The organism is Nocardia sp. NPDC101769 (assembly GCF_044766925.1).
Lineage (GTDB): Bacteria > Actinomycetota > Actinomycetes > Mycobacteriales > Mycobacteriaceae > Nocardia.
In genome coordinates this window covers 126,560-145,066 of the sequence record NZ_JBIWMX010000016.1, presented here as the reverse complement: position 1 = coordinate 145,066, position 18,507 = coordinate 126,560, and the positions used below count along the sequence as shown (strand labels likewise).

15 protein-coding genes and 2 pseudogenes are annotated in these 18,507 nt (G+C 68.1%); 13 read left to right on the top strand and 4 right to left on the bottom strand.

What is annotated here, in order from left to right; all coding sequences use genetic code 11:
- Positions 1–202: 202 nt before the first annotated feature.
- The 5 genes from ACIRRA_RS24710 to ACIRRA_RS24690 all read left to right on the top strand — a co-directional run bounded on the left by ACIRRA_RS24710 (position 203) and on the right by ACIRRA_RS24690 (position 4,880).
- Positions 203–1,012, top strand: coding sequence for an SAM-dependent methyltransferase (locus ACIRRA_RS24710; protein WP_402772312.1), 810 nt, complete (start codon positions 203–205; stop codon positions 1,010–1,012).
- Between the two features lie 230 nt (positions 1,013–1,242).
- On the top strand, positions 1,243–1,644 hold the full coding sequence (locus ACIRRA_RS24705) for a hypothetical protein (RefSeq protein WP_402772309.1): 402 nt from the start codon (positions 1,243–1,245) through the stop codon (positions 1,642–1,644).
- Between the two features lie 130 nt (positions 1,645–1,774).
- On the top strand, positions 1,775–1,975 hold the full coding sequence (locus ACIRRA_RS24700; RefSeq protein WP_402772306.1) for a LysR family transcriptional regulator: 201 nt from the start codon (positions 1,775–1,777) through the stop codon (positions 1,973–1,975).
- Positions 1,976–1,979: 4 nt separating this feature from the next.
- Positions 1,980–3,002 carry an AraC family transcriptional regulator ligand-binding domain-containing protein gene (locus ACIRRA_RS24695; protein ID WP_402772304.1) on the top strand — a complete coding sequence of 341 codons (1,023 nt, stop codon included), beginning with the start codon at positions 1,980–1,982 and terminating at the stop codon, positions 3,000–3,002.
- 210 nt (positions 3,003–3,212) lie between these two features.
- A complete protein-coding gene (locus tag ACIRRA_RS24690; protein WP_402772301.1) occupies positions 3,213–4,880 on the top strand; it encodes a BTAD domain-containing putative transcriptional regulator in 1,668 nt (555 codons plus the stop codon).
- A gap of 32 nt (positions 4,881–4,912) precedes the next feature.
- Here the strand turns inward: ACIRRA_RS24690 and ACIRRA_RS24685 are convergent.
- Positions 4,913–6,053, bottom strand: a pseudogene (locus tag ACIRRA_RS24685) (hypothetical protein); the annotation flags it as partial.
- Complete coding sequence (locus ACIRRA_RS24680) at positions 6,053–6,988, bottom strand: metal-dependent hydrolase (protein WP_402772298.1); 936 nt, start codon at positions 6,986–6,988, stop codon at positions 6,053–6,055. The pseudogene ACIRRA_RS24685 and the gene ACIRRA_RS24680, both read right to left, overlap by 1 nt.
- A 4-nt stretch (positions 6,989–6,992) precedes the next feature.
- Here ACIRRA_RS24680 and ACIRRA_RS24675 point away from each other — a divergent pair.
- The 5 genes and pseudogenes from ACIRRA_RS24675 to ACIRRA_RS24655 all read left to right on the top strand — a co-directional run.
- Positions 6,993–7,198, top strand: a pseudogene (locus ACIRRA_RS24675) (TetR family transcriptional regulator); the annotation flags it as partial.
- Positions 7,199–7,230: 32 nt separating this feature from the next.
- The gene (locus tag ACIRRA_RS24670) at positions 7,231–8,478 is read left to right on the top strand and encodes a glycosyltransferase 87 family protein (RefSeq protein ID WP_402772295.1); all 1,248 of its coding nucleotides are present in this window, start codon (positions 7,231–7,233) and stop codon (positions 8,476–8,478) included.
- Between the two features lie 472 nt (positions 8,479–8,950).
- Positions 8,951–9,301 carry a nitroreductase/quinone reductase family protein gene (locus ACIRRA_RS24665; RefSeq protein WP_402772292.1) on the top strand — a complete coding sequence of 117 codons (351 nt, stop codon included), beginning with the start codon at positions 8,951–8,953 and terminating at the stop codon, positions 9,299–9,301.
- Between the two features lie 48 nt (positions 9,302–9,349).
- A complete protein-coding gene (locus tag ACIRRA_RS24660) occupies positions 9,350–9,889 on the top strand; it encodes a TIGR00730 family Rossman fold protein (RefSeq protein WP_402772289.1) in 540 nt (179 codons plus the stop codon).
- A gap of 118 nt (positions 9,890–10,007) precedes the next feature.
- A complete protein-coding gene (locus tag ACIRRA_RS24655; RefSeq protein ID WP_402772286.1) occupies positions 10,008–10,373 on the top strand; it encodes a hypothetical protein in 366 nt (121 codons plus the stop codon).
- Here ACIRRA_RS24655 and ACIRRA_RS24650 read toward each other — a convergent pair.
- On the bottom strand, positions 10,370–11,059 hold the full coding sequence (locus ACIRRA_RS24650) for a hypothetical protein (RefSeq protein ID WP_402772283.1): 690 nt from the start codon (positions 11,057–11,059) through the stop codon (positions 10,370–10,372). The two genes, ACIRRA_RS24655 and ACIRRA_RS24650, sit on opposite strands and share 4 nt — an antisense overlap.
- Before the next feature lie 159 nt (positions 11,060–11,218).
- Here ACIRRA_RS24650 and ACIRRA_RS24645 point away from each other — a divergent pair, with 159 nt between their 5' ends.
- Positions 11,219–11,599 carry a cyclophilin-like fold protein gene (locus ACIRRA_RS24645; protein ID WP_402772280.1) on the top strand — a complete coding sequence of 127 codons (381 nt, stop codon included), beginning with the start codon at positions 11,219–11,221 and terminating at the stop codon, positions 11,597–11,599.
- 161 nt (positions 11,600–11,760) lie between these two features.
- Positions 11,761–12,891 (top strand): alpha/beta hydrolase, encoded by a 1,131-nt coding sequence (locus tag ACIRRA_RS24640; protein ID WP_402772277.1) that lies wholly within the window; start codon positions 11,761–11,763, stop codon positions 12,889–12,891.
- 247 nt (positions 12,892–13,138) lie between these two features.
- Here the strand turns inward: ACIRRA_RS24640 and ACIRRA_RS24635 are convergent, their stop codons facing one another.
- Positions 13,139–16,747, bottom strand: a complete 3,609-nt coding sequence (locus ACIRRA_RS24635) for an arabinosyltransferase domain-containing protein (RefSeq protein WP_402772474.1) — start codon at positions 16,745–16,747, stop codon at positions 13,139–13,141.
- Between the two features lie 241 nt (positions 16,748–16,988).
- Between ACIRRA_RS24635 and ACIRRA_RS24630 the strand changes: the two genes are divergently transcribed.
- Positions 16,989–18,494: an MFS transporter gene (locus ACIRRA_RS24630; RefSeq protein ID WP_402772274.1), complete on the top strand. Its 1,506-nt coding sequence runs from the start codon at positions 16,989–16,991 to the stop codon at positions 18,492–18,494.
- Positions 18,495–18,507: the final 13 nt, after the last annotated feature.

The window sequence follows — 18,507 nt, the reverse complement described above, 5'->3', positions numbered from 1 at the left end:
GCCGACCCCGCCGTCGCCGACGGCGCGTCGCATAGTGGCAGCTGCCCGATCTGCCACATGAGCACAGCAAGCTGGATCGGGGACGAGCGCCCACCCTGAACCCCGTTGTGTCACTTGTTCGTGATCGTGTCGTGTGGAATGTCCGGCTGGGGTATACCTGCGGTATACGGTTTTCAGATTTCAGCGCCCAGGGGGCTTGCCGATGTCGGGTCAGATCGATCTGCATACCGACGTGCCGCACTCGGCTCGTATGTACGACTACTTCCTCGGCGGCAAGGACAATTACGAGGCGGATCGTGCTGCCGCGGAAAAGGCGTTGCAGGAGTTTCCGGCGGTTCGGGTAACCGCCCGCACCAATCGTGAGTTCATGCGGCATGCCACGCGTTTTATCGCCGGGCAGGGGATTCGGCAGTTTCTCGACATCGGCACGGGTATCCCGACGGAGCCGAATCTCCACCAGGTCGCGCAGGAACTGGCGCCGGAGTCCCGGGTGGTGTACGTCGACAACGATCCGCTCGTATTCGCGCACGCACGAGCACTGCTGGTGAGTTCACCCGAGGGCCGCACCGCCTACGTCCAGGCCGACGCCGCGCGCCCGCGGGACATCCTCGCAGCGCCGGAACTGCGGGAAACACTGGATCTTTCGCAGCCGGTGGCCGTCTCCCTGATGGCCCTGCTCCATTTCGTGCCCGGCGACGTCCGCGAGATCGTCGAGACCCTCATGGAACCGCTGGCACCAGGTTCCTACCTCGCGATCTCGCATGTGACAACGGACTTCGACGACGGCGACTCGGATCCCGACGGCATGGCCCGCCTGCTCCAGGTCTACATCGACCGCGGAATTCTCGTCCGGCCCCGCACCCGCGCCGAGGTCGAGCGCCTGTTCGACGGCCTGAAACTGGTGGCCCCCGGCGTCGAGGTGATCCACCGCTGGCGGAGCGAGGGCATCGACCATCCACCCGGCCACGACAAGGTCGTGTCGCTCTACGGCGCCGTGGGCAAGAAGCTCTAGTGCGTTCTCGCGGGCGACCGAGCCCAGCCAGGCCAGGCTGGGTTTCACGTCGAGAGCGCGAAGGTCGAGAGCGCGAGGATGGGGTCCCGTCGGTGTCAGTGCGCTGACAGCGGTTCGCCAGGACGGTCTCGCAGACTGGGGCAGGGCGGCGTGCGGAGCGTCGGTGGCCGTCCGGTTATATGAAAGCCGTTCCACCGCACCGACATCCGTACCAACTGAAGGAGTCAACCGTGCCGAATACCGCGCACCGCATCGCCCCGATCGCAGTCTTCGCCTCCCTCACCGCCGGATTGGTGGTCGCCGCGCCGCAGGCCGCGGCGCACACCATCACCGCGGTCACCGTCGCCCCCGGTCTGGGCGGCGGCTACGGCACCGGCTGCAGCTACCAGGTGTCCGCCACCGTGGACGAGGACGCCTACCGGATCACCTTCATCGACAACGACTATCCGATCCGCGGCAACCAGAACCTCCAGGTCTCCGGCAACACCGCCTCGCTGGCCTGGACGCCGTCCACCACCGGCACCCACGTCATCACGGCCCTGTTCACCACCGGTGACCAGGCGCCCGCGACCACGACCGTGCAGGTCGGCGGCGCCGGGGTCAACCTGGGCAGCACCTGCTTCGCCCAGTAACACCGGACGGGTTCGTCCTGCCTGCCTCGCAGGTTCCGAGAGATACTGCAATCCCTGGCACCAACCCGGCCGTTGGGCTGAACAACTATGCTGAACAGCAGCGTTCACTTCAGCTCAACGATTGGCAGGCATGGTCGACCGTCTCGAACCCGAGGCCTTCCTGATTCTCGCGGAGGAACGGCATTTCGGGCGGACGGCCCAGCGCCTGCGATCGACCACGGGCGCATCGGCCAGACCCCGCAAACTCGAGCGCAATGTCGGTGTGCCGCTGTTCGAACGCGCCATCCGCCGGGTGCGGCTCACCTCGCATGTGCGCGAGGTAGGGAGGTAGGCCGGTGGTTGCGGTATCGGCGGGGGAGGAGTTCCGCGTGCAGGTCGAGGCGACCGACAATGTCCGGCTGCCGCAATCGATACTGCGGCACGCGGTTTCGGCGGGACTGGAACCTCGACAGCTCACCCGGGACTCGGGGGTACCCGCGTGGACGCTGAGCGAGGGCGAGGAGTATCGCGTGCCCAGCGCCGGATACCTGCGCACGTGGGAGGTGGTCGAGCACGGGCTGGGTGACCCGGATGCGGCGCTCGAGATCGCCGAGCGGTACGTCCTGGGCCAAGTGGGTTTGTACGACTACCTTTTCAGCACCGCGCCGACGCTGGGGGCGGGGTTGGAACTGTGCGGAACGTACCTGGGGACCATCACTACGAACTTCCGAATGGAGCCGGGCCTCGAGACCGAGGAGGAGGTCACCTTCGACATCGGCATGATCAATGGCGAGGGCCGGGGCCGGGAGCTGGCCGCGCAGTGGGGTCTGGCGGCGATCTTCACGCGCAGCAGGCTGGTCATGGACGGGCCGGTGAACCCGGTCCGTATCGCGTTCCACCAGCGGGCCCCGCGCAACCACGACCGGCTGGTCGAGTTGTTCGGCACCGACGCCATCGATTTCGGCGCGCCCGCGGACAGCATCACGGTCAGCACCGCAGATCTGGCCCGCCCGCTGCGCACCGCGGACCCGCGGCTGGCCGAGATCCTCCAGCGGTACGCGGCCACCACCCAGCCCGTGGCGCCGCCGCGCGCCGCCACCTGGACCGACCATCTGGGCCTGGTCATTTCGGCTGCCCTGGAGGAGGATTCGGTCACCATCGACCAGGTCGCCGCCCGCCTGTTCCTGAGCCGCCGCTCGCTGCAGCGGCGACTGGCCGAGCACGGCACGACCTGGCGCACCGAGCTCGAGCGCGCCCGGCGCCAGCGGTACGAGCAGGCCGTGGTGTACGGCCCGCTCACCCGGTCCGAACAGGCGGAATTGCTGGGTTACAAGGATCTTCGGTCGGCTCGCCGCGCGGTGGAACGGTGGCAGAACTGACGGCGCTGTCGTCGGGATTGGCACGTTTTTGCCTTGTGATTGGCGCGATCAACCCTCGTCGACGGACCGGTCGTCCCATGAAACTGACGGGTGCGGGGAGTCGAATCGAGTGGGTTGATGTCGAGCGAGGGACGTGTGGGACAGATAACGCTCCTTGGTGGAGTGGGCATTTCGGCCGATGGGCAGACGAAACGGGTCGGTGGCCCGCGGGTGCGCACGTTGCTGGCACTGCTCGCCCTGCAGCCCGGCCGGGCGACGACCTGTGACGCGCTGATCGGCGCCATCTGGGGTGACAGCTTGCCGGTCGATCCGGCGAATGCCCTGCAGACGCTGGTGAAGCGGCTGCGCGCGGTGCTGCCGGAGCACGCGGTGGTGGAGTCGGACGGCGGCGGGTACCGGCTGCGCGTCGCGGCCGACGACATCGACGTGCATCGCTTCACTCGCCTGGCCGAGGAGGGCATCGGCCGGTTGGCCGCCGGTGATGCCGGCGCCGCCGCCCGGACCCTCGATATCGCGTTCGGCCTGTGGCGCGGTCCGGCCTTCGCGGACCTGGCCGACCATCCGGACCTGTACTGGCACGCGGACCGGCTGAACCAGCACCGGCTGCACGCGGTCGAGGCCCGCGCCGACGCCTATATCGCGCTGGGACGGGGACGTGAGCTGGTCGCCTCCCTCGAGGCGGAACTCCGCGACGAGCCGTTGCGAGAGTCCTTGGCGGTGCGGGTGATTCACGCGCTGACCACCGCCGGCCAGTCCGGCCGGGCCCGGGAGGTCTTCGACGCCACCCGCACGCAGCTGCGCCGTGAACTCGGCGTGCCGCCGTCCCGGGAGCTGGTCCTCGCCCTCGACCGCGGCGACAGCGCCGCAGCTCCGGCCACGCCCGCCCTGCCGGTCCGCCTGACCAGCCTGATCGGCCGGAAACCCGACCTGAACCACGTGGCGGCCCTGCTGTCCTCGACCCGGCTGCTGACCCTGACCGGTCCCGGCGGGATCGGCAAGACCAGCCTCGCCCTGGAGGCCGCCACCCGCCTGGCCCCCCGCTGGCCGGACGGCTGCCGCCTGATCGAGCTGGCCGCGATCGGCGACGCCGCCACCGCGGGCGAGCACCTGCTGGCCGCACTCGGGCTGCACGCCGACCCGAATTCGGTGCACGCCTGCCCGATCCACCGCCCGGCCGTCGGCGCCGAGGTGCTGCTCATTCTCGACAACTGCGAGCACGTGCTGGATATCGCGGAGCTGGTCGCGGACACGCTCAGCCGCTGCCCCAACCTGACGGTGCTCGCCACCAGCCGCGAGCCCCTCGGTATCAATGGCGAAACCCTGTTCCCCGTAAGGCCTTTGGCGTCGCCCCGGCCCGGATCGGCCCCTGCCGAGGCCCTCGGCTCGGCCGCGGTACACCTGTTCCTCGACCGAGCCCGCGCCGTCCGATCCGGCTTCACCCTGACCGACGAGAACTGCGAGACGATCGCCGCCATCTGCCGCCGCCTGGACGGCATCCCGCTGGCCCTGGAACTGGCCGCTGCCCGCGTCCACACCATGACCCCCGCCCAGATCCTCCGCCGCCTCGACGACCGCTTCCGCCTGCTGGCCGGTAAACGGTCCGCCGTGGAGCGGCACCGCTCCCTCTACACCGCCATCGAATGGAGCTGGGACACCCTCGCCGCCCCGGAACGCCGCCTGGCCCAACGCCTCTGGCTGTTCCCGGACGGCGCGACCCTCGAAACCCTCCAGGAGGTCGGCCCCGGCGACATCCTGGCCCCGCTGAGCCGCCTGGTGAACAAATCCCTGGTCGAGTTCGACGGTCGCCGCTATCGAATGCTGGAAACCATCCGAGCTTTCGTCGGTTCCACCGTCTGCTCCGAACAGAGCGTCGCGTAGTCACCGAGATCGCATGAGCCGGTACAGCATTCGATCAGACCGTCGCGGGTGAATGTTCCTCGTCCGAAGCGGCGGTCGTGGGCAGGGTGAAAACGGCTGCGACGCAGAGGATGCCGATGGCGAAGCAGGCGAGGGTGTACCAGAGGTTGCCGATGGGTCGCCGTTGCTGGTGACTCCACCGGTGGCGTCGAGGAAGTCGGAGAGGCCGGTGGCCCACAGGACGGCCATGACGAAGAGGTAGACCACGCTGTAGGCGCGGACGAACTGGTTGTCGTAGGCGGGGCCGGCCGATCCGGGCTGTCGCCGGCGGGTCCACTGGCGGTACGTCAGCGCGATCGCCGCCAGGGTGAGGACGATCAGTTCGAGTGCGTAGACGGTGCCGCGGACCGTCGTGCTGGTGGCTCCGAGCACGGTGGCGGGCAGCGGGAGGATGAAGGTTCCCAGTGAGGCCAGCAGGCCGATCACGATGGTGCGCCAGACCAGCTGGAGGCCGGTGAAGCGCTCGCCGCCGTCGACGCGGCGGCCGACGAACCAGTACACGCAGAACGCCAGCGACATCGGCCACAGGGCGGCGAAGACCACCACGCTCGGCAGCGGTACCGAATCGAACATGGGCTGGTTGAGCGGGTTCGAGGTCGACCACTCCCACCAGCGCAGCTGCGGCCCGATCTGATCGAAGATCTCGTAGAACGCATGGTGCACGAACCCGACGCAGGCCGCTCCGGCGATCGCACCGTAGGTCCGGAAAACCCCCAGCATGCGCACGATCTCGTATGCGAGCGTCGCCATGAACGGATAGATCGCCACGATGTAGAGCGGCAACCGCCCCCACAGGAAATCCACCGTGAAGACGTTGTGCGCGAACATCGTGTCCACATGCCCCGAAATACCGAACGCCGCAGGGAAATACAGGGGTGGCTCGATGATGAACAGGTACGCGGTCGCGCCGAACCACAGCACCAGGTTGGTGGGATCGCCGTGCCGGCGCAGCCGCACGATGGCCCACACCAGCGCGAGCACCGAGCCGAGGATCACGGTCAGCTCGAGGACGGGCAGCGTCCAGTTCTCCAGCGCCAGTGGGTTTCTTACCTCGACCAGCCCGCCCGCCCTGTCGCAGGAGAAGCCGAGCGATCGGGCGAGCTGGTCGAAGGTGGGTGCGCAGTGGCCGGCCATCAGTTCGCCTCCGCCCCGGTCGCCGCCGCGGTGTACCAGCGTGTGACGTCGTACCCGTCGTGGTAGCGCTCGAACCACACATCGGCCAGCGCCGGCGTGTTCTCGTGTGCCGGATCATAGTTGGGCAGCTGGCTGCGGATGATGCCGCGCAGCGCGGTGAGCTGCTCGCCCAGTGGCAGGTCGTAGAAGGCCCGCGGGCCCGGGCCCGCGTAGGGCAGCGCGAAGCGGGGCAGCAGTTTGCGCAGCAGTTGTTGGTAGCGGTAGGTGGCGAACATCGACATGGCGTCGATCTTCCGATCCTCCAGTGGCACATGCTTGTTGAACCCCGCGCAGGCGATGCGCACGACCCGCAGCACATGCCGGAAGATGGACGGCGCCACCCGCATGCGGTAGAGATCGCTGCCCACCAGCGAATCGAAGATGATGAGCGCGGAACTGCGGTGCTCGACCTCCTCGACGAAATGCCAGATGAACAGTGACGCGACCCGGTCGTCCCCGGGCCGGAACAGCGACGCCTCGTTGTCCAGCATGAGCTTGAAGACCGAGGTGAAGGTGGTTTCCAGATCGGCGGTGTAGGCCAGCCGGTACCTGAGCGGTGTCTCGGCGGTGAGCCGGTCGAATTCGGCGACCACCTCATCGAGGGTCTCCCGCAATCCCGGGTAGGCGCGGATCAATCCGCGCACATGCTGGCGGTGCGCGGTCGAATGCTGACCCTCCTGCCGCATGAAGGCGTCGGCCTCCTCGGCGACGGCGGGGTCGGTGAATTGCGGTTTGGCCTGCGTGATCATCTGCACGATCATCTTCTCGAAACCGATGGCCAGGAACGACACCGCGTTGGCCATGCTGGAGAAGGCCGGGTTCTCGGGATTCCAGAGGAACGGCACGTCGTGTTCCTCGAACGCGAAAGTCAGCTTCCGCACCATCAAATCCGTCATGTCGGTGGACTGGCGGCACTACGGCTACGACGACGAATCCCTGCGTGAGCTGGTGGAATTCTTGCTGCGCACCATGCGTCGTTCTTCGTCTCGCCGGGCAATCCGCCGCGCGAAGACGCGGAGTTGCGGCGATACCTGCGCCGCTGGATGGGGTCGGCGATCATCGCTCAGGCGAGCACCGTGCCGGGTGCGCCGAACGGGCGGTCGTGAGCGCGCCAGGTCATTCACTAGGCTGATCGGTTGTGTCGAATTCACGCTCGATGGAGGTTTCCCGCTCCGGTACAACGCTTTTCGTGCTCGGACTGGGTGCGGTGCTGGCGTTGGCGCTGGTGTTCACGACGGTCGATCCCTGGCTGGAGAAGGCGGGAATTCTCGCGGGCGGGCTCGATGTGCACATCTACCGCGAGGGCGCCTGGCGTTTGCTGCACGGGCATTCGCTGTATCGGGACGAGACCGTCGGCGGGCTGCTCTACACCTACACGCCGTTCTCGGCCATAGTGTTCATCCCGGGTCTCGCCGTGCCCGCGGCCTGGATCACCAATGCGTTCCTGCTGGTGAATCTCGGTGTGCTGTATGCCTGCGTCCTGCTGTGCTGGCGGATGCTCGGCTACCGGATGAGCACGCGCTCGGCGGGTATCGGTGCGCTGCTGGCGATTACGTGCGTCTTCCTCGAACCGGTGCGCACCACGCTGTTCTACGGGCAGATCAACCTGGTGCTCATGCTGCTGGTGCTGTGGGACTTCGCGCGGCCCGAGGGCGGGCGGCTGCGTGGACTCGGCGTCGGGGTGGCCGCCGGGATCAAGCTGGTGCCGGCCTTCTTCATCGTGCAGTATCTGGTGCTGCGCCAATGGCGTTCGGCCGCGACGGCGTCGGTGACGCTGGCGGCGACGATCGCCCTGGCCTGGCTCGTCTCGCCCGGTGATTCTCGCGAGTACTGGTTCTCGACCTTCTTCCGCTCCGAGCGCATCGCGCCCGATGTCGAGCCGGCCAACCAGTCGGTCCGCGGAGTGCTCGCGCACCTGACCGGGGGCAGCGAGCCTGTCTGGCTGTGGCTGATTCTCGCGGGCGTGTCGGCGGGTGTGGGCCTGACACTCGTTGTCGTGCTGGACCGCTGTGGCGAGCGGCTGCTCGCGGTCACGCTGGGCGGGATGACGGCCTGCGCGGTGTCGCCGTTCTCGTGGGGGCATCACTGGGTGTGGTTCGTCCCGCTGCTGGTCCATCTCGTGCACCGGGCGCAGACCCGGCCGCCGTGGTGGTTCGCGGCGGCGCTGCTGTTCGTGGCCACCGGGGCGTGGACGTACCAGTGGACCCCGGATTTCGCCTCGGTCGGCGTCTTCGTCCTGCCCAAGCCCTGGCATACCGAGCCGATTCTGGAGAACGCCCACGTGGTCGTGTATGTGTTCGCCCTGCTGTACGGCCTGTCGGTGGCGCGCCGCGCCGAGGTCGAGCGGCCCCGGTCATCGGTCGCGGATCCGATCCCCGTCGGCTGACACGCACGGGATTCGCTGCGGGTCATGTTCGACCATCCGATACTCGATTTATTCATCGTGATTTGCAAGAGCGTTGCGGTACCGGGGACAGGATTGTCCGGGAAATTCATGGCAAACTCGCTGCTGGGGTGAATGGTACGGTCCGGCGGCGAATTTTGTTCCTTTCCAAGGCATTTCCCGGACTATTCCGGCAGGAATGGATTTGCTTGCCATCCGTCCAGTCTCCGGCAACGAATAGGTGATCAGCACAGTTGCCGGTTCGGGTACGAACCCGCTGGTAACGGTTATTAGTTCAGAATTTCCACGAAGGAGAAAAGGCCCATGATTCCGCACTTGATCGGTGACTTCATCGACGCCGTGAATACCCTCATCGCGAAGTGGTTCCTCCCGTAGAGCCGCCGGCCCGGGGCGGTCCGCCGCCCCGGCCCCCGATATCACCCGTGCTACCGTGCCCCGGAACAGGAGGGTGCACATGGTGAAAAATGTTGTGGCACAGGTTGTGGGCGGACTCAATGCCGGTATCGTGGCGCTGACCAAGCTCCCGGTGATCGGCCCGCTCATGGGCCGCGGATTCGTCGTCATCACCTACACCGGCCGCCGCTCGGGCAAGACTTTCTCCACGCCGGTCAACTACTGGCGTTCGGGCGACGAACTCGTCATCGGCGTCGGCATGCCGGACAAGAAGAGCTGGTGGCGCAACTTCCAGGGCGAGGGCGGGCCGATCTCGTTGCACCTGAACGGCATCGACCGCACGGGGCACGCGGTGACCCAGCGCGACAATGGCCGGGTCTCGGTGCGGGTCACCCTCGACGACAAGGCCTGAGCTCCACCGCGGCCGGGCCGTGTCCCATGCCGGCAATACAGTGGCCGCATGGACATCTGCGTGTTTCTGTCGGCCGCCGACCTCGACGATCGCTACACCGGGCCCGCCCGCGAGTTCGCGGAGTTGATCGGGAAGGGCGGGCACACGCTGGTGTGGGGCGGGTCCGATGTCGGGTTGATGAAGATCGTTGCCGACGGGGTGCGGAACAGCGGCGGCAGGCTGGTCGGGGTATCGGCGGAGTTCCTGCGCGGCAAGGTGCGTGACAATGCCGAGGAGATGATCATCACCGCCGATCTGGCCGCGAGGAAGGCGAAGCTCCTCGAGCTCGCCGACTGCGTCGTCATCATGGTCGGCGGCACCGGGACCCTCGACGAGGCCACCGAGATCCTCGAGATGAAAAAGCATGGGATGCACCGGAAGCCGGTGGTGCTGCTGAACACCGCCGGGTTCTACGACGGGCTGATGCAGCAGTTCGAGCGCATGGAGGCGGAGGGTTTCCTGCCGCTGCCGCTGACCGAACTCGTGTACTGCGCCGACGACGGTGCGCACGCCATGGCCTATCTCGAGAACGCGGTACGACGCGGCTGAGCGTCTCCCCGGGCGGATTCGCGTTGCCTCGCCGCGGGGTCCGTGCCAGCCTGGTTGCAGTGGGACACCTGCCCGGGCATGTCGATCTGCGTCCGGCCGGGTGCTCGAGGAGGCAGCCGTGAAGGACCGGGCAGGACTCGAGGAGCGCTCGGCGCTGCGCGTCACCGTCGATTTCACCGATGCGGCCCATCGGTCGCTGGGGGTGGGCTGGTCGGTGGACGCCGCAACCTACCGCCGATTCGAATCAGCGCGAATCTTCCTGGTGGCGCTCGGTTCCCGGCCCTGCCGGACCTATCTGGGGCTGGTCGACGGGCAGGACAGGACCTCGATCCAGCTGCCCGAGGCGCTCCCCGCCGGCGCGTACGCTATCGATGTCGACGCCTACGGCAGTGCGAGCTGGGGCGACGGCCGACTGGATGCCCGCGGGCGCAGCCCGGTCTTCACCGTCGAGCCCGAGGCGGCCGAATCCGCCGGTGCCGATTAGCGCGGTGCGTCGGGCAGCCCGGGGCGGGCGAAGTCGACCGGCCCGAGGAGGTCCGCCACCTGGCACAGTTGCCCCGCGAACCAGGGAATCAGGTTCGGGTCCTTCAGTTTTCCGCCGGGCGCGAAGGTGAGCAGTTCGTTGCCGACCAGGCTCCACTGCGGCACCGCGCCCGCGATGTGTGCGGCGACCAGTGCCGGTCCGACCATGGCCTTGGCGTGCGCCGGGGCCATCGCATCGATCCGGAAGCGGGCGTCGAACAGCACATTGCCGGTGGCGGTCGGCTTGTCGCCGAACAGGGCCCGGCCGAACTGCGACATCAGTCCGCGCTGCCGCACCGCGAGAGCGGGCTGCGGCCGGTCGAGCAGCACCAGCGCTACCAGGTAGCGGTGCGTGGTGGTGGTCGTGGATTCACCTGTGCTCGAGGTGGTTTCGTACGAGTACTCGGCGACCGTCACCCAGCGCCCGCCCACTCTTCCGGTCAGGGTGACGCCGAGTCCGTGGCGATTGCGTCCGGGGAGCCGCGCGGTCCACGGCGCGGCCGACCGTTCCCGGAAGGTCCAGCCATTGGCCACCGCCCAATCTCGCAGTCGCGCCTTCCGATCCCGTTCGGCCAGAATCGTGATGGGCAGCAACACCACCAGCGGGATCCCGAACATCACACCGAAGACAAGCACCGCCGCCTCCATCCCCCGTCCCCTTCCATCGGCGTTCGGTCCTGCGGGACTCGAACTGTTCGCGGTGCCAGCCTTCGTGTGAAACCTTCCGGTTCGCTTAACAGATCATTGGGCCGCAGCGGTATTGACATCTTGTTGAGGAACTCTTCAACATCTTGTTGAATGTGACTTGTGACGCACCCGACCCGCATTCGTATCAGCTGGCCCGCCAACCGCCTGACCGCGACCCTCGACGACACCCCGACGGTGCAGGCGCTGCTCAACGCTCTGCCGATCACCGCTGTCGCCAGCACCTGGGGTGACGAGGTCTACTTCGAGACCGACGTGAGCGTCCCGCGCGAACCCGGCGCGCAACAGGTGGTCGAGCCGGGAACAGTCGCCTTCTGGACTGATGGCGATGCCCTGGCACTCCCGTTCGGCCCCACCCCCGTGTCCCGCGCCGGCGAATGCCGTCTGGCCAGCCCCTGCAATATCCTCGGCCGCATCGACGGCGACCCGCGCCTACTCGCCACGGTCCGCGGCGGCGACCCGATCCGCGTCGAACTGGCCTAGCGCATTCCGATTCGCCCCAGTGCCGCAATCTGATTCGGGGGGACCGGACCCGTCGGCAGCGGCTATGCTGCTCGGCGAACCGCCGCGCCGGGAACAGGGGAGCGGGGGAGGATCGAGGGGTGCGGCCGGGTTCGGCCGTGGAGTGAAAGGCACAACAGGATATGCGGGGTGGATGGGCCAAGCGGGGCCTGGCGGGAGCCGCGGTGGCCGTATTGCTGCCGTTCGGGGCGTTGACGGCCGGATCGGCTGCGGCGGACACGAATCCGGATGCGTTCGACTTCTATGTCGACTCCAGCATGGGTTCGATCAAGTCCCGGATCGTGCGCGCGGCCGACGGAAATACCGACCGAGTGGTGTACCTGCTCGATGGCGAACGCGCGCAGAATGATTACAACGGCTGGGAGATTCACACCAGCATCCCGGCGGCGCTGGCCAAGTTCAATATCAATGTGGTGATGCCGGTCGGCGGCGAATCCAGCTTCTATCAGGACTGGGATGCCCCGAGCAGCTTCGGCGGCGCCAATCCCGACGCGTCGCTGTTCCCGAGCCGGGATTCCGGTTCGGCGGTCGCGGGCTGGGACGAGACCTCCGGCAAGTCCTACACCTATCAGTGGGAGACCTTTCTCTCCCGGAACCTGCGTGATGCGCTGCGAGATCGACTGGGGTTCAGCGACTCTCGCAATGGCATCTTCGGACTGTCCAGTGGCGGTAGCGCGGCCCTGCTGATGGCGGCCTACCATCCCGACCAGTTCAACTACGCCGGTTCGCTGTCGGGCTACCTGTACATGTCGGCGCCCGGCATGCGTGAGGCCCTGCGCCTGGCCCTGCTCGCGGCCGGCGGCTACAACATCGACTCCATGGCCGCCGCGGGCAGCGCCAAGTGGCAGCGGATGGACCCGTACGGCTTCATCCAGCAGCTGATCGACAACAACACCCGCCTCTACATTGCCGCCGGCAGCGCCGTCCCCGCCCAGCAGGACCTGTCCTCGGCGGACGCGGTCATCCAGGGCATGCCCCTGGAAGGCATCGCCCTGGCCAACACCAAGGCCTTCCAGTCCCGCCTGCAGTCCCTCGGTTACGACAACGTCAGCTACGACTTCCCGAGCATCGGCGTCCACAACTGGGGCAACTGGGAGCAGGTCGCCAACCGCATGCTCCCCGACATCGCTCAGCACATCGGTAAGCCCCTCCCCCCGGGCGCCCAGCCCGCCCAGCCCCCGGCCGACGCCCCACCCGGCGGCCAGCCCCCGAACGGCGGCCCGCCCGCGGGAGCCCCAGCCCCGCAAAACTGACCGCACCCAACCGAATCAACAGCGCCAGAACCGAAAGACCCGCCGCCGCCCGAGTATTCGGACGGCGGCGGATCTCTTCTGCGCTACCCGGTGCAGCAGGCCGGCGGGCGGATCATTCTCGAACTCTGGGTGCCGGCCGGAGAACTGGAACAGTTCAATGCGCACCTGGTGGGCCCGATCGAAGTCGTTCACGAATTTCGTTGATGCACAGCCGGGTCCGGGCCGGAAGACCCGGCTCGGTCGAGTTCTAGTGGGTTTGGGTGGGGTCGGGGGTGGCCTCGATGGGGGTGTCGTTGGTCCAGCCCCAGCGGGTTTCGACGTGGACGGTGGCGGTGGCGGGGGGTGCATCGACGTAGGGGGTGAGTTTCTGGAGTTCGCCCCAGTCTCGGGTCCAGTCGTGGTCGAGGTAGGCGGGGACGGGCTGGGAGCGGAGAAGAAGGGTGGACCAGCCGAGGGGGCCGCCGCCCGCGTCACCCTGCCAGGTTTCGGAGACCTGGGCGTTCAGCTTGTCGGGGAGGATGCGCCAGGCGGGGAGTTGGGCTACCCCGTCTCGATGGTCGAAGGGGTGCTGGCACGGGAAGGCCAGGCCGACATGGAAATCGGTCAGGACGGGGGCGTTGTGGCCGACGACGGTGTCGAGGGTGGCCAGGTGGGGCAGGCGGGGTGGGGTGAGGGCGAGCCATTGCTTGCCGGTCGGGTCGTCGATGGTGGCTACCAGGCGAATCGCGGTGGTCCGGGCTGGGATTCGGTCCAGGGGGATGGGCAGGTTGCGCCAGCCGGGGGCGCCGCCGACGGTCGGGGGCGCCAGAGTCCCCAGGGGTTCGATGGTGCCGTCGTCGGCCCGGTGGGCGAACTCCAGGTGCAGTTGAGCGCCGTCGATCCGGTGGCCCTGCTCCTCGCCGGCGATGCGGCCGGCCACGGTCAACACCAGTACGTAATAGCCGGAATCCCGCTGTGCCGCGGCGAGATCCATCCGATACCACTGGGTGGTGAGATGCGCGGGCTGCGGCTGATCGGTGGTGTAACTGCCCAGGACGGGCGTGAGCTTGGGGTCGAGGCCATAGGGCAGGGCGATGGTGCTGCCGTTGATGCCGGGGTCGGCCTTGGGTCTGTCCGTGGGGCCACCGCCGGGCGGGGGAGTGCCGAGTTGCTGGCCGCCACCGCCACCAGGACCGCCACTCCCCCCGCCGCTGCTGCCACCGGGACCGCTGCTGCCGCCGGGGCCGCCCTCGGGGGCGAGGTCGCCGACGCCGTTGGCGGTGAATCCGCTGTTGTCCGCGGCGAGTCCGTCGGCTGCGGTGCCGGCGTAGGGCGTGAGGAGGGATTCCTCGGGCTTGGTCTCCACGAGCACGTCATCGGCCATGGAGCAGGGTTTCCCTTGCAGGGCATGCAGATTCGACAGCGCGACCGAGTACGCGGGGTACTGTGTCCACGCCGCCGAGGCCATGGTCGCTACTTCGAACAGCACCACCAGGGCGGCGGCGACGGTGAGCGGCCGGATGGCGATCCGATCGAAAACCCTTGCCGCCGCGCCGGTTCCGGTCGGTCGATAGGGCTCGCGGTAGTACTGCCAGGCCGCCGCCAGCAGGCACAACGCACCCAGCCCGAGGATCAGCGAGGCGACGCTGGTACCGCCCACCACGGGTGCGCGATCCGGCCAGCGCACGCCGTAGCCGGACACGTACCACCATCCGTTGGAGCCGGTGAAGCAGAATGCCACCAGGATCAGCACCGCCGCCGCGAACAGCGAGCGCAGGTACGGCAGCCGGATTCCCTTGCCGCCCACCGCGACCGCCGTCACCGCGGCCAGCGCACCTGCCAGCCCGGCATACACGCCGAAGTGATGCGTCCACTTGGTCGGTGTGAAGGCCATGAGCAGCGGTGACATGACGGCGATGCCGAGCACCCGTGCCACCGGCCCGCGGGCGGTCTCCGGAATCCGGCCACCCTTGCGCAGCGCCACCGCGACGCAGACGGCCAGGCACAACAGCATGGCGAGCACGCCGAAGCGCCGCGATAGGGAGCCGTCCGGGGTCAGGGAGAGCAGCGAGATCCAGCGGGTCGGTTCGTCCGGCCAGGACAGGTTGGGGCCCACCAGCTTTCGAACCCGGGTGGCCTCGGCGACCGCCGCCAGGGTCTGATCCGCGAAGACCACCGTCAGGACCAGGGTGCCCGCCGTCAGCACCGGAGCGATGCGCGCGAAACAACCCAGGAGCCCGCCGTTCTCCGCGCGCACCTGGGTGAGGAGAATCCGCAGCACCCGTCGTGAACCGGCGAAAAGTGCTGCCAGGCAGATCAATCCGGACGGTCCCGCCGCCAGCGAGAACGCCGCGATCAGCACCGCGACCGCGGCGGGCAGCAAGCGCCTGGTGGCAATCGCACGCTCGATGGAGCACCAGGTCAGCAGCGCGCCGAGCGCAATCAGGGGTTCCGGGCGCAGACCGTTGTCGTACGGCAGCCACAGCGCCAGGAACATCAGCACGGCCGCCCACCGCGGACCCGCCGCGGCGCGCACCCGGGAACCCAGGCGCGGCAGCACCTCCCGGCTGATCACCCACCAGCACAGCACCGCGGCCAGCAGCGCCGGTAACCGCATCCAGACGCCGGCATCGGTGACCCTGGTCATCTGCGACAGCAGTTCGTACGGCCACCCGAAGGGCGCTTCCGCCACCCCGTACCACCGGTAGTAGTTGGCGGTGTAGCCCGCGTATTCGGACACGCGCGCCATCGTGAGGATGTAACCGTCGTCGGAGGTATTGGCCCCGATCACATGCCAGACACCCAGCGTCGCGAGCGCGACCGCATCGGTGAGCGTGAACCGCCACCAGCGCGCCGGCAGGAACCGCCGCCTGCGCCTACCGTCCGCCACATCCATGAAATACAGGCAGACCAGCGCGATGAGGGTGCACAGCACCGCGCCCGCCATGGCCGCCAGCTTCAGTGCGCTCGGGCTCGACGAGAACCGCGAATCCACCTCGGCGTGCAGCTTGGCATCACTCAGCCGGGTCCGATCCAGATCGGTGTACACCCCGACGATCTGGGGCCGCACATCCCGCGAGACGGTGGTCCGGAACGGCGAACCGTCCGACCTGGTCAAGCCGGTCAACTCCGCGGTGGTGACCTCCGCACTCGAATGCACGACCAGCGCACCGCAACCGGCGTGCCGCACGAGATTCGGATTCGACCCGCTCCCCGCCCCGGGCCCGGCAGGCGTACCGGGATCGGTGCTACCGGCGGGCGGCGGTGGCGCATCCGGCGGCGGCGTCGAACCCGGCGGCGGAGTCGCTCCGGCAGGCGGATTCGCTCCCGGCGGCGGTGTGGCACCGGGCGGCGGAGTTGCTCCTCGCGCTGGATTCGAGCCCGCTATCGGTACGGTTCCGGGCGGCGGCGTGGCCCCTGGCGGCGGTGTGGCTCCGGGCGTGGGGTTCGCATTGGCGGGCGGTGTGACTCCGGGTGTCGGGGTCGTGCCGGATTGCGGGGTGACGCCGGAGGGCAAGGTGATGACCGGGTCGGAAGCTGTTCCGACGCCGGTCATCTCGAAGACGGAGGCGGTGAGCAGCGGGAGATTGCGCAGGGTCACCGAGAGAGTGCGGCCGGTGCCGGGTCGGTCCTCGACGCGGGCGATCAGACCTTTGGCCGCGGCGCCGGGAGCCTGTGCGGGCACCGTGGACAGCACTGTCCCGCTGGGCATGTCCCGCAGCACCGCGCACGGCACGCTCATATCCATCGACAGCGGCACGTAATCCACCAGCGGAGCGGTCATCTGAACCGCCTGTGCCTGTGGCCAATCGAGGCCGGCCCGATCCTGCCGAACCGGCAGCAGCGGTGTGAGAACCGCCAGCAGAACACCGAGCACCCCCGCCACGAGGGCGATCAGTCGAATTGGAAAAACTCCCCCGGAAACTGAACGCACGAACGCCGATGCTAGCCATAGCCTCCGCGAAACTCATTGCGGAATATTCGGACCGGCACGGTTTCCGGTGGCGGCCGACCCGTATCTTCGCAGTTCGAGCGGTGATCTTCGAAGATTGGCCTATCGTTTGTCGGGGCATTCGATCGGTGGACAGAGGACGCGGGAACCGGACTCAGGAGTCGTGATGGCGGAGGGGCTCGACAGCGGCGGCGTGGTACGGACCCTGGTGCCCGCCCGGATCGATCGATTGCCGTGGTCGAGATTCCACACCCGGCTGGTGGCCGCGCTGGGAGTGGCGTGGATTCTCGACGGCCTCGAGATCACGGTGGCCAGCGCGGTCGCCGACACCCTCACCAAACCCGAGACCCTGCACCTGTCCTCGACCGCGGTCGGACTGATCGCGACCGTGTACCTGGCGGGTGAGGTGGTGGGCGCGCTGGTGTTCGGCAACCTCTCCGATCGCCTGGGCCGGCGCAAGCTGTTCCTGATCACCCTGGGCATCTATCTGCTCGGAAGCGGGCTCACCGCAGCGACTCTCGGCAATGGCGCTGGCTGGGTGGCCTTCCTGTACGTCACCCGCTTCATCGCGGGCACCGGCATCGGCGGCGAGTACGCGGCCATCAATTCCGCCATCGACGAGCTGATTCCGGCCCGCTATCGCGGCCGCGTCGACATCGGGGTGAACGGAACCTATTGGGCCGGAGCGATAATCGGCACCCTCGGCACCTACATCCTGCTCAATCACCTGAGCCTGTCGCTGGGCTGGCGGCTGGGCTTCCTCATCGGCCCGGTGCTGGGCCTGGTGATCCTGTTCGTCCGCCGCCATCTGCCGGAGAGCCCGCGCTGGCAGATCATGCACGGCCGCGCCCGCGACGCGGAGGAGTCGATCGAGGAGATCGAGCGCGAAGTGGAGGCGACGGGGGCGTCGCTGCCGCCGGTCGACGAATCCCGGCTCATGGAGGTGAAGCCCGCCGATCGCATCGGGTATCTGGCGCTGACCCGGGTGCTGTTCCGCGAGTATCCGCAACGCGCGATTCTGGGCGCGAGTCTCATGATCAGCCAATCGTTTCTGTACAACGCGATCTTCTTCACCTACACGCTGGTGCTCGGCAAGTTCTACGGGGTGCCGTCCGGTTCCACGCCCATCTATCTGATCGCCTTCGCGGCCGGAAACCTGGCCGGGCCGCTCATCATCGGGCATCTCTTCGACACCATCGGCCGCCGTCACATGATCGCGGGCACCTACATTCTCTCCGGTGTGCTGCTGGCGATCTCGGCGGTGCTGTTCTACACCGGGGTCCTCAACGCGATCACCCAGACCGCATGCTGGTGCGTCATCTTCTTCTTCGCCTCGGCCGGCGCGAGTTCGGCATACCTCACCGTGAGCGAGATCTTTCCGCTCGAGGTCCGGGCCAAGGCGATCGCCGTCTTCTTCGCCATCGCACAGTGTTTCGGGGCGCTCGGACCCGTCATCTACGGTGCGCTCATCGGTGACGGCTCACATCCGGTCCGCCTGTTCCTCGGCTATCTGCTCGGCGCGGCGGTCATGATCGCGGGCGGCGTGGTGGCCCAGCTCCTCGCGGTGGATGCCGAGGGCCGGTCTCTCGAGGACATCGCCCTGCCACTGGCGGCCACCCGGCGCGAGGGCACGGCCCGGGCGGAGGGCGCGGGTTCGCCGTTCTCGACCTGAGTTCGGCAGGCCG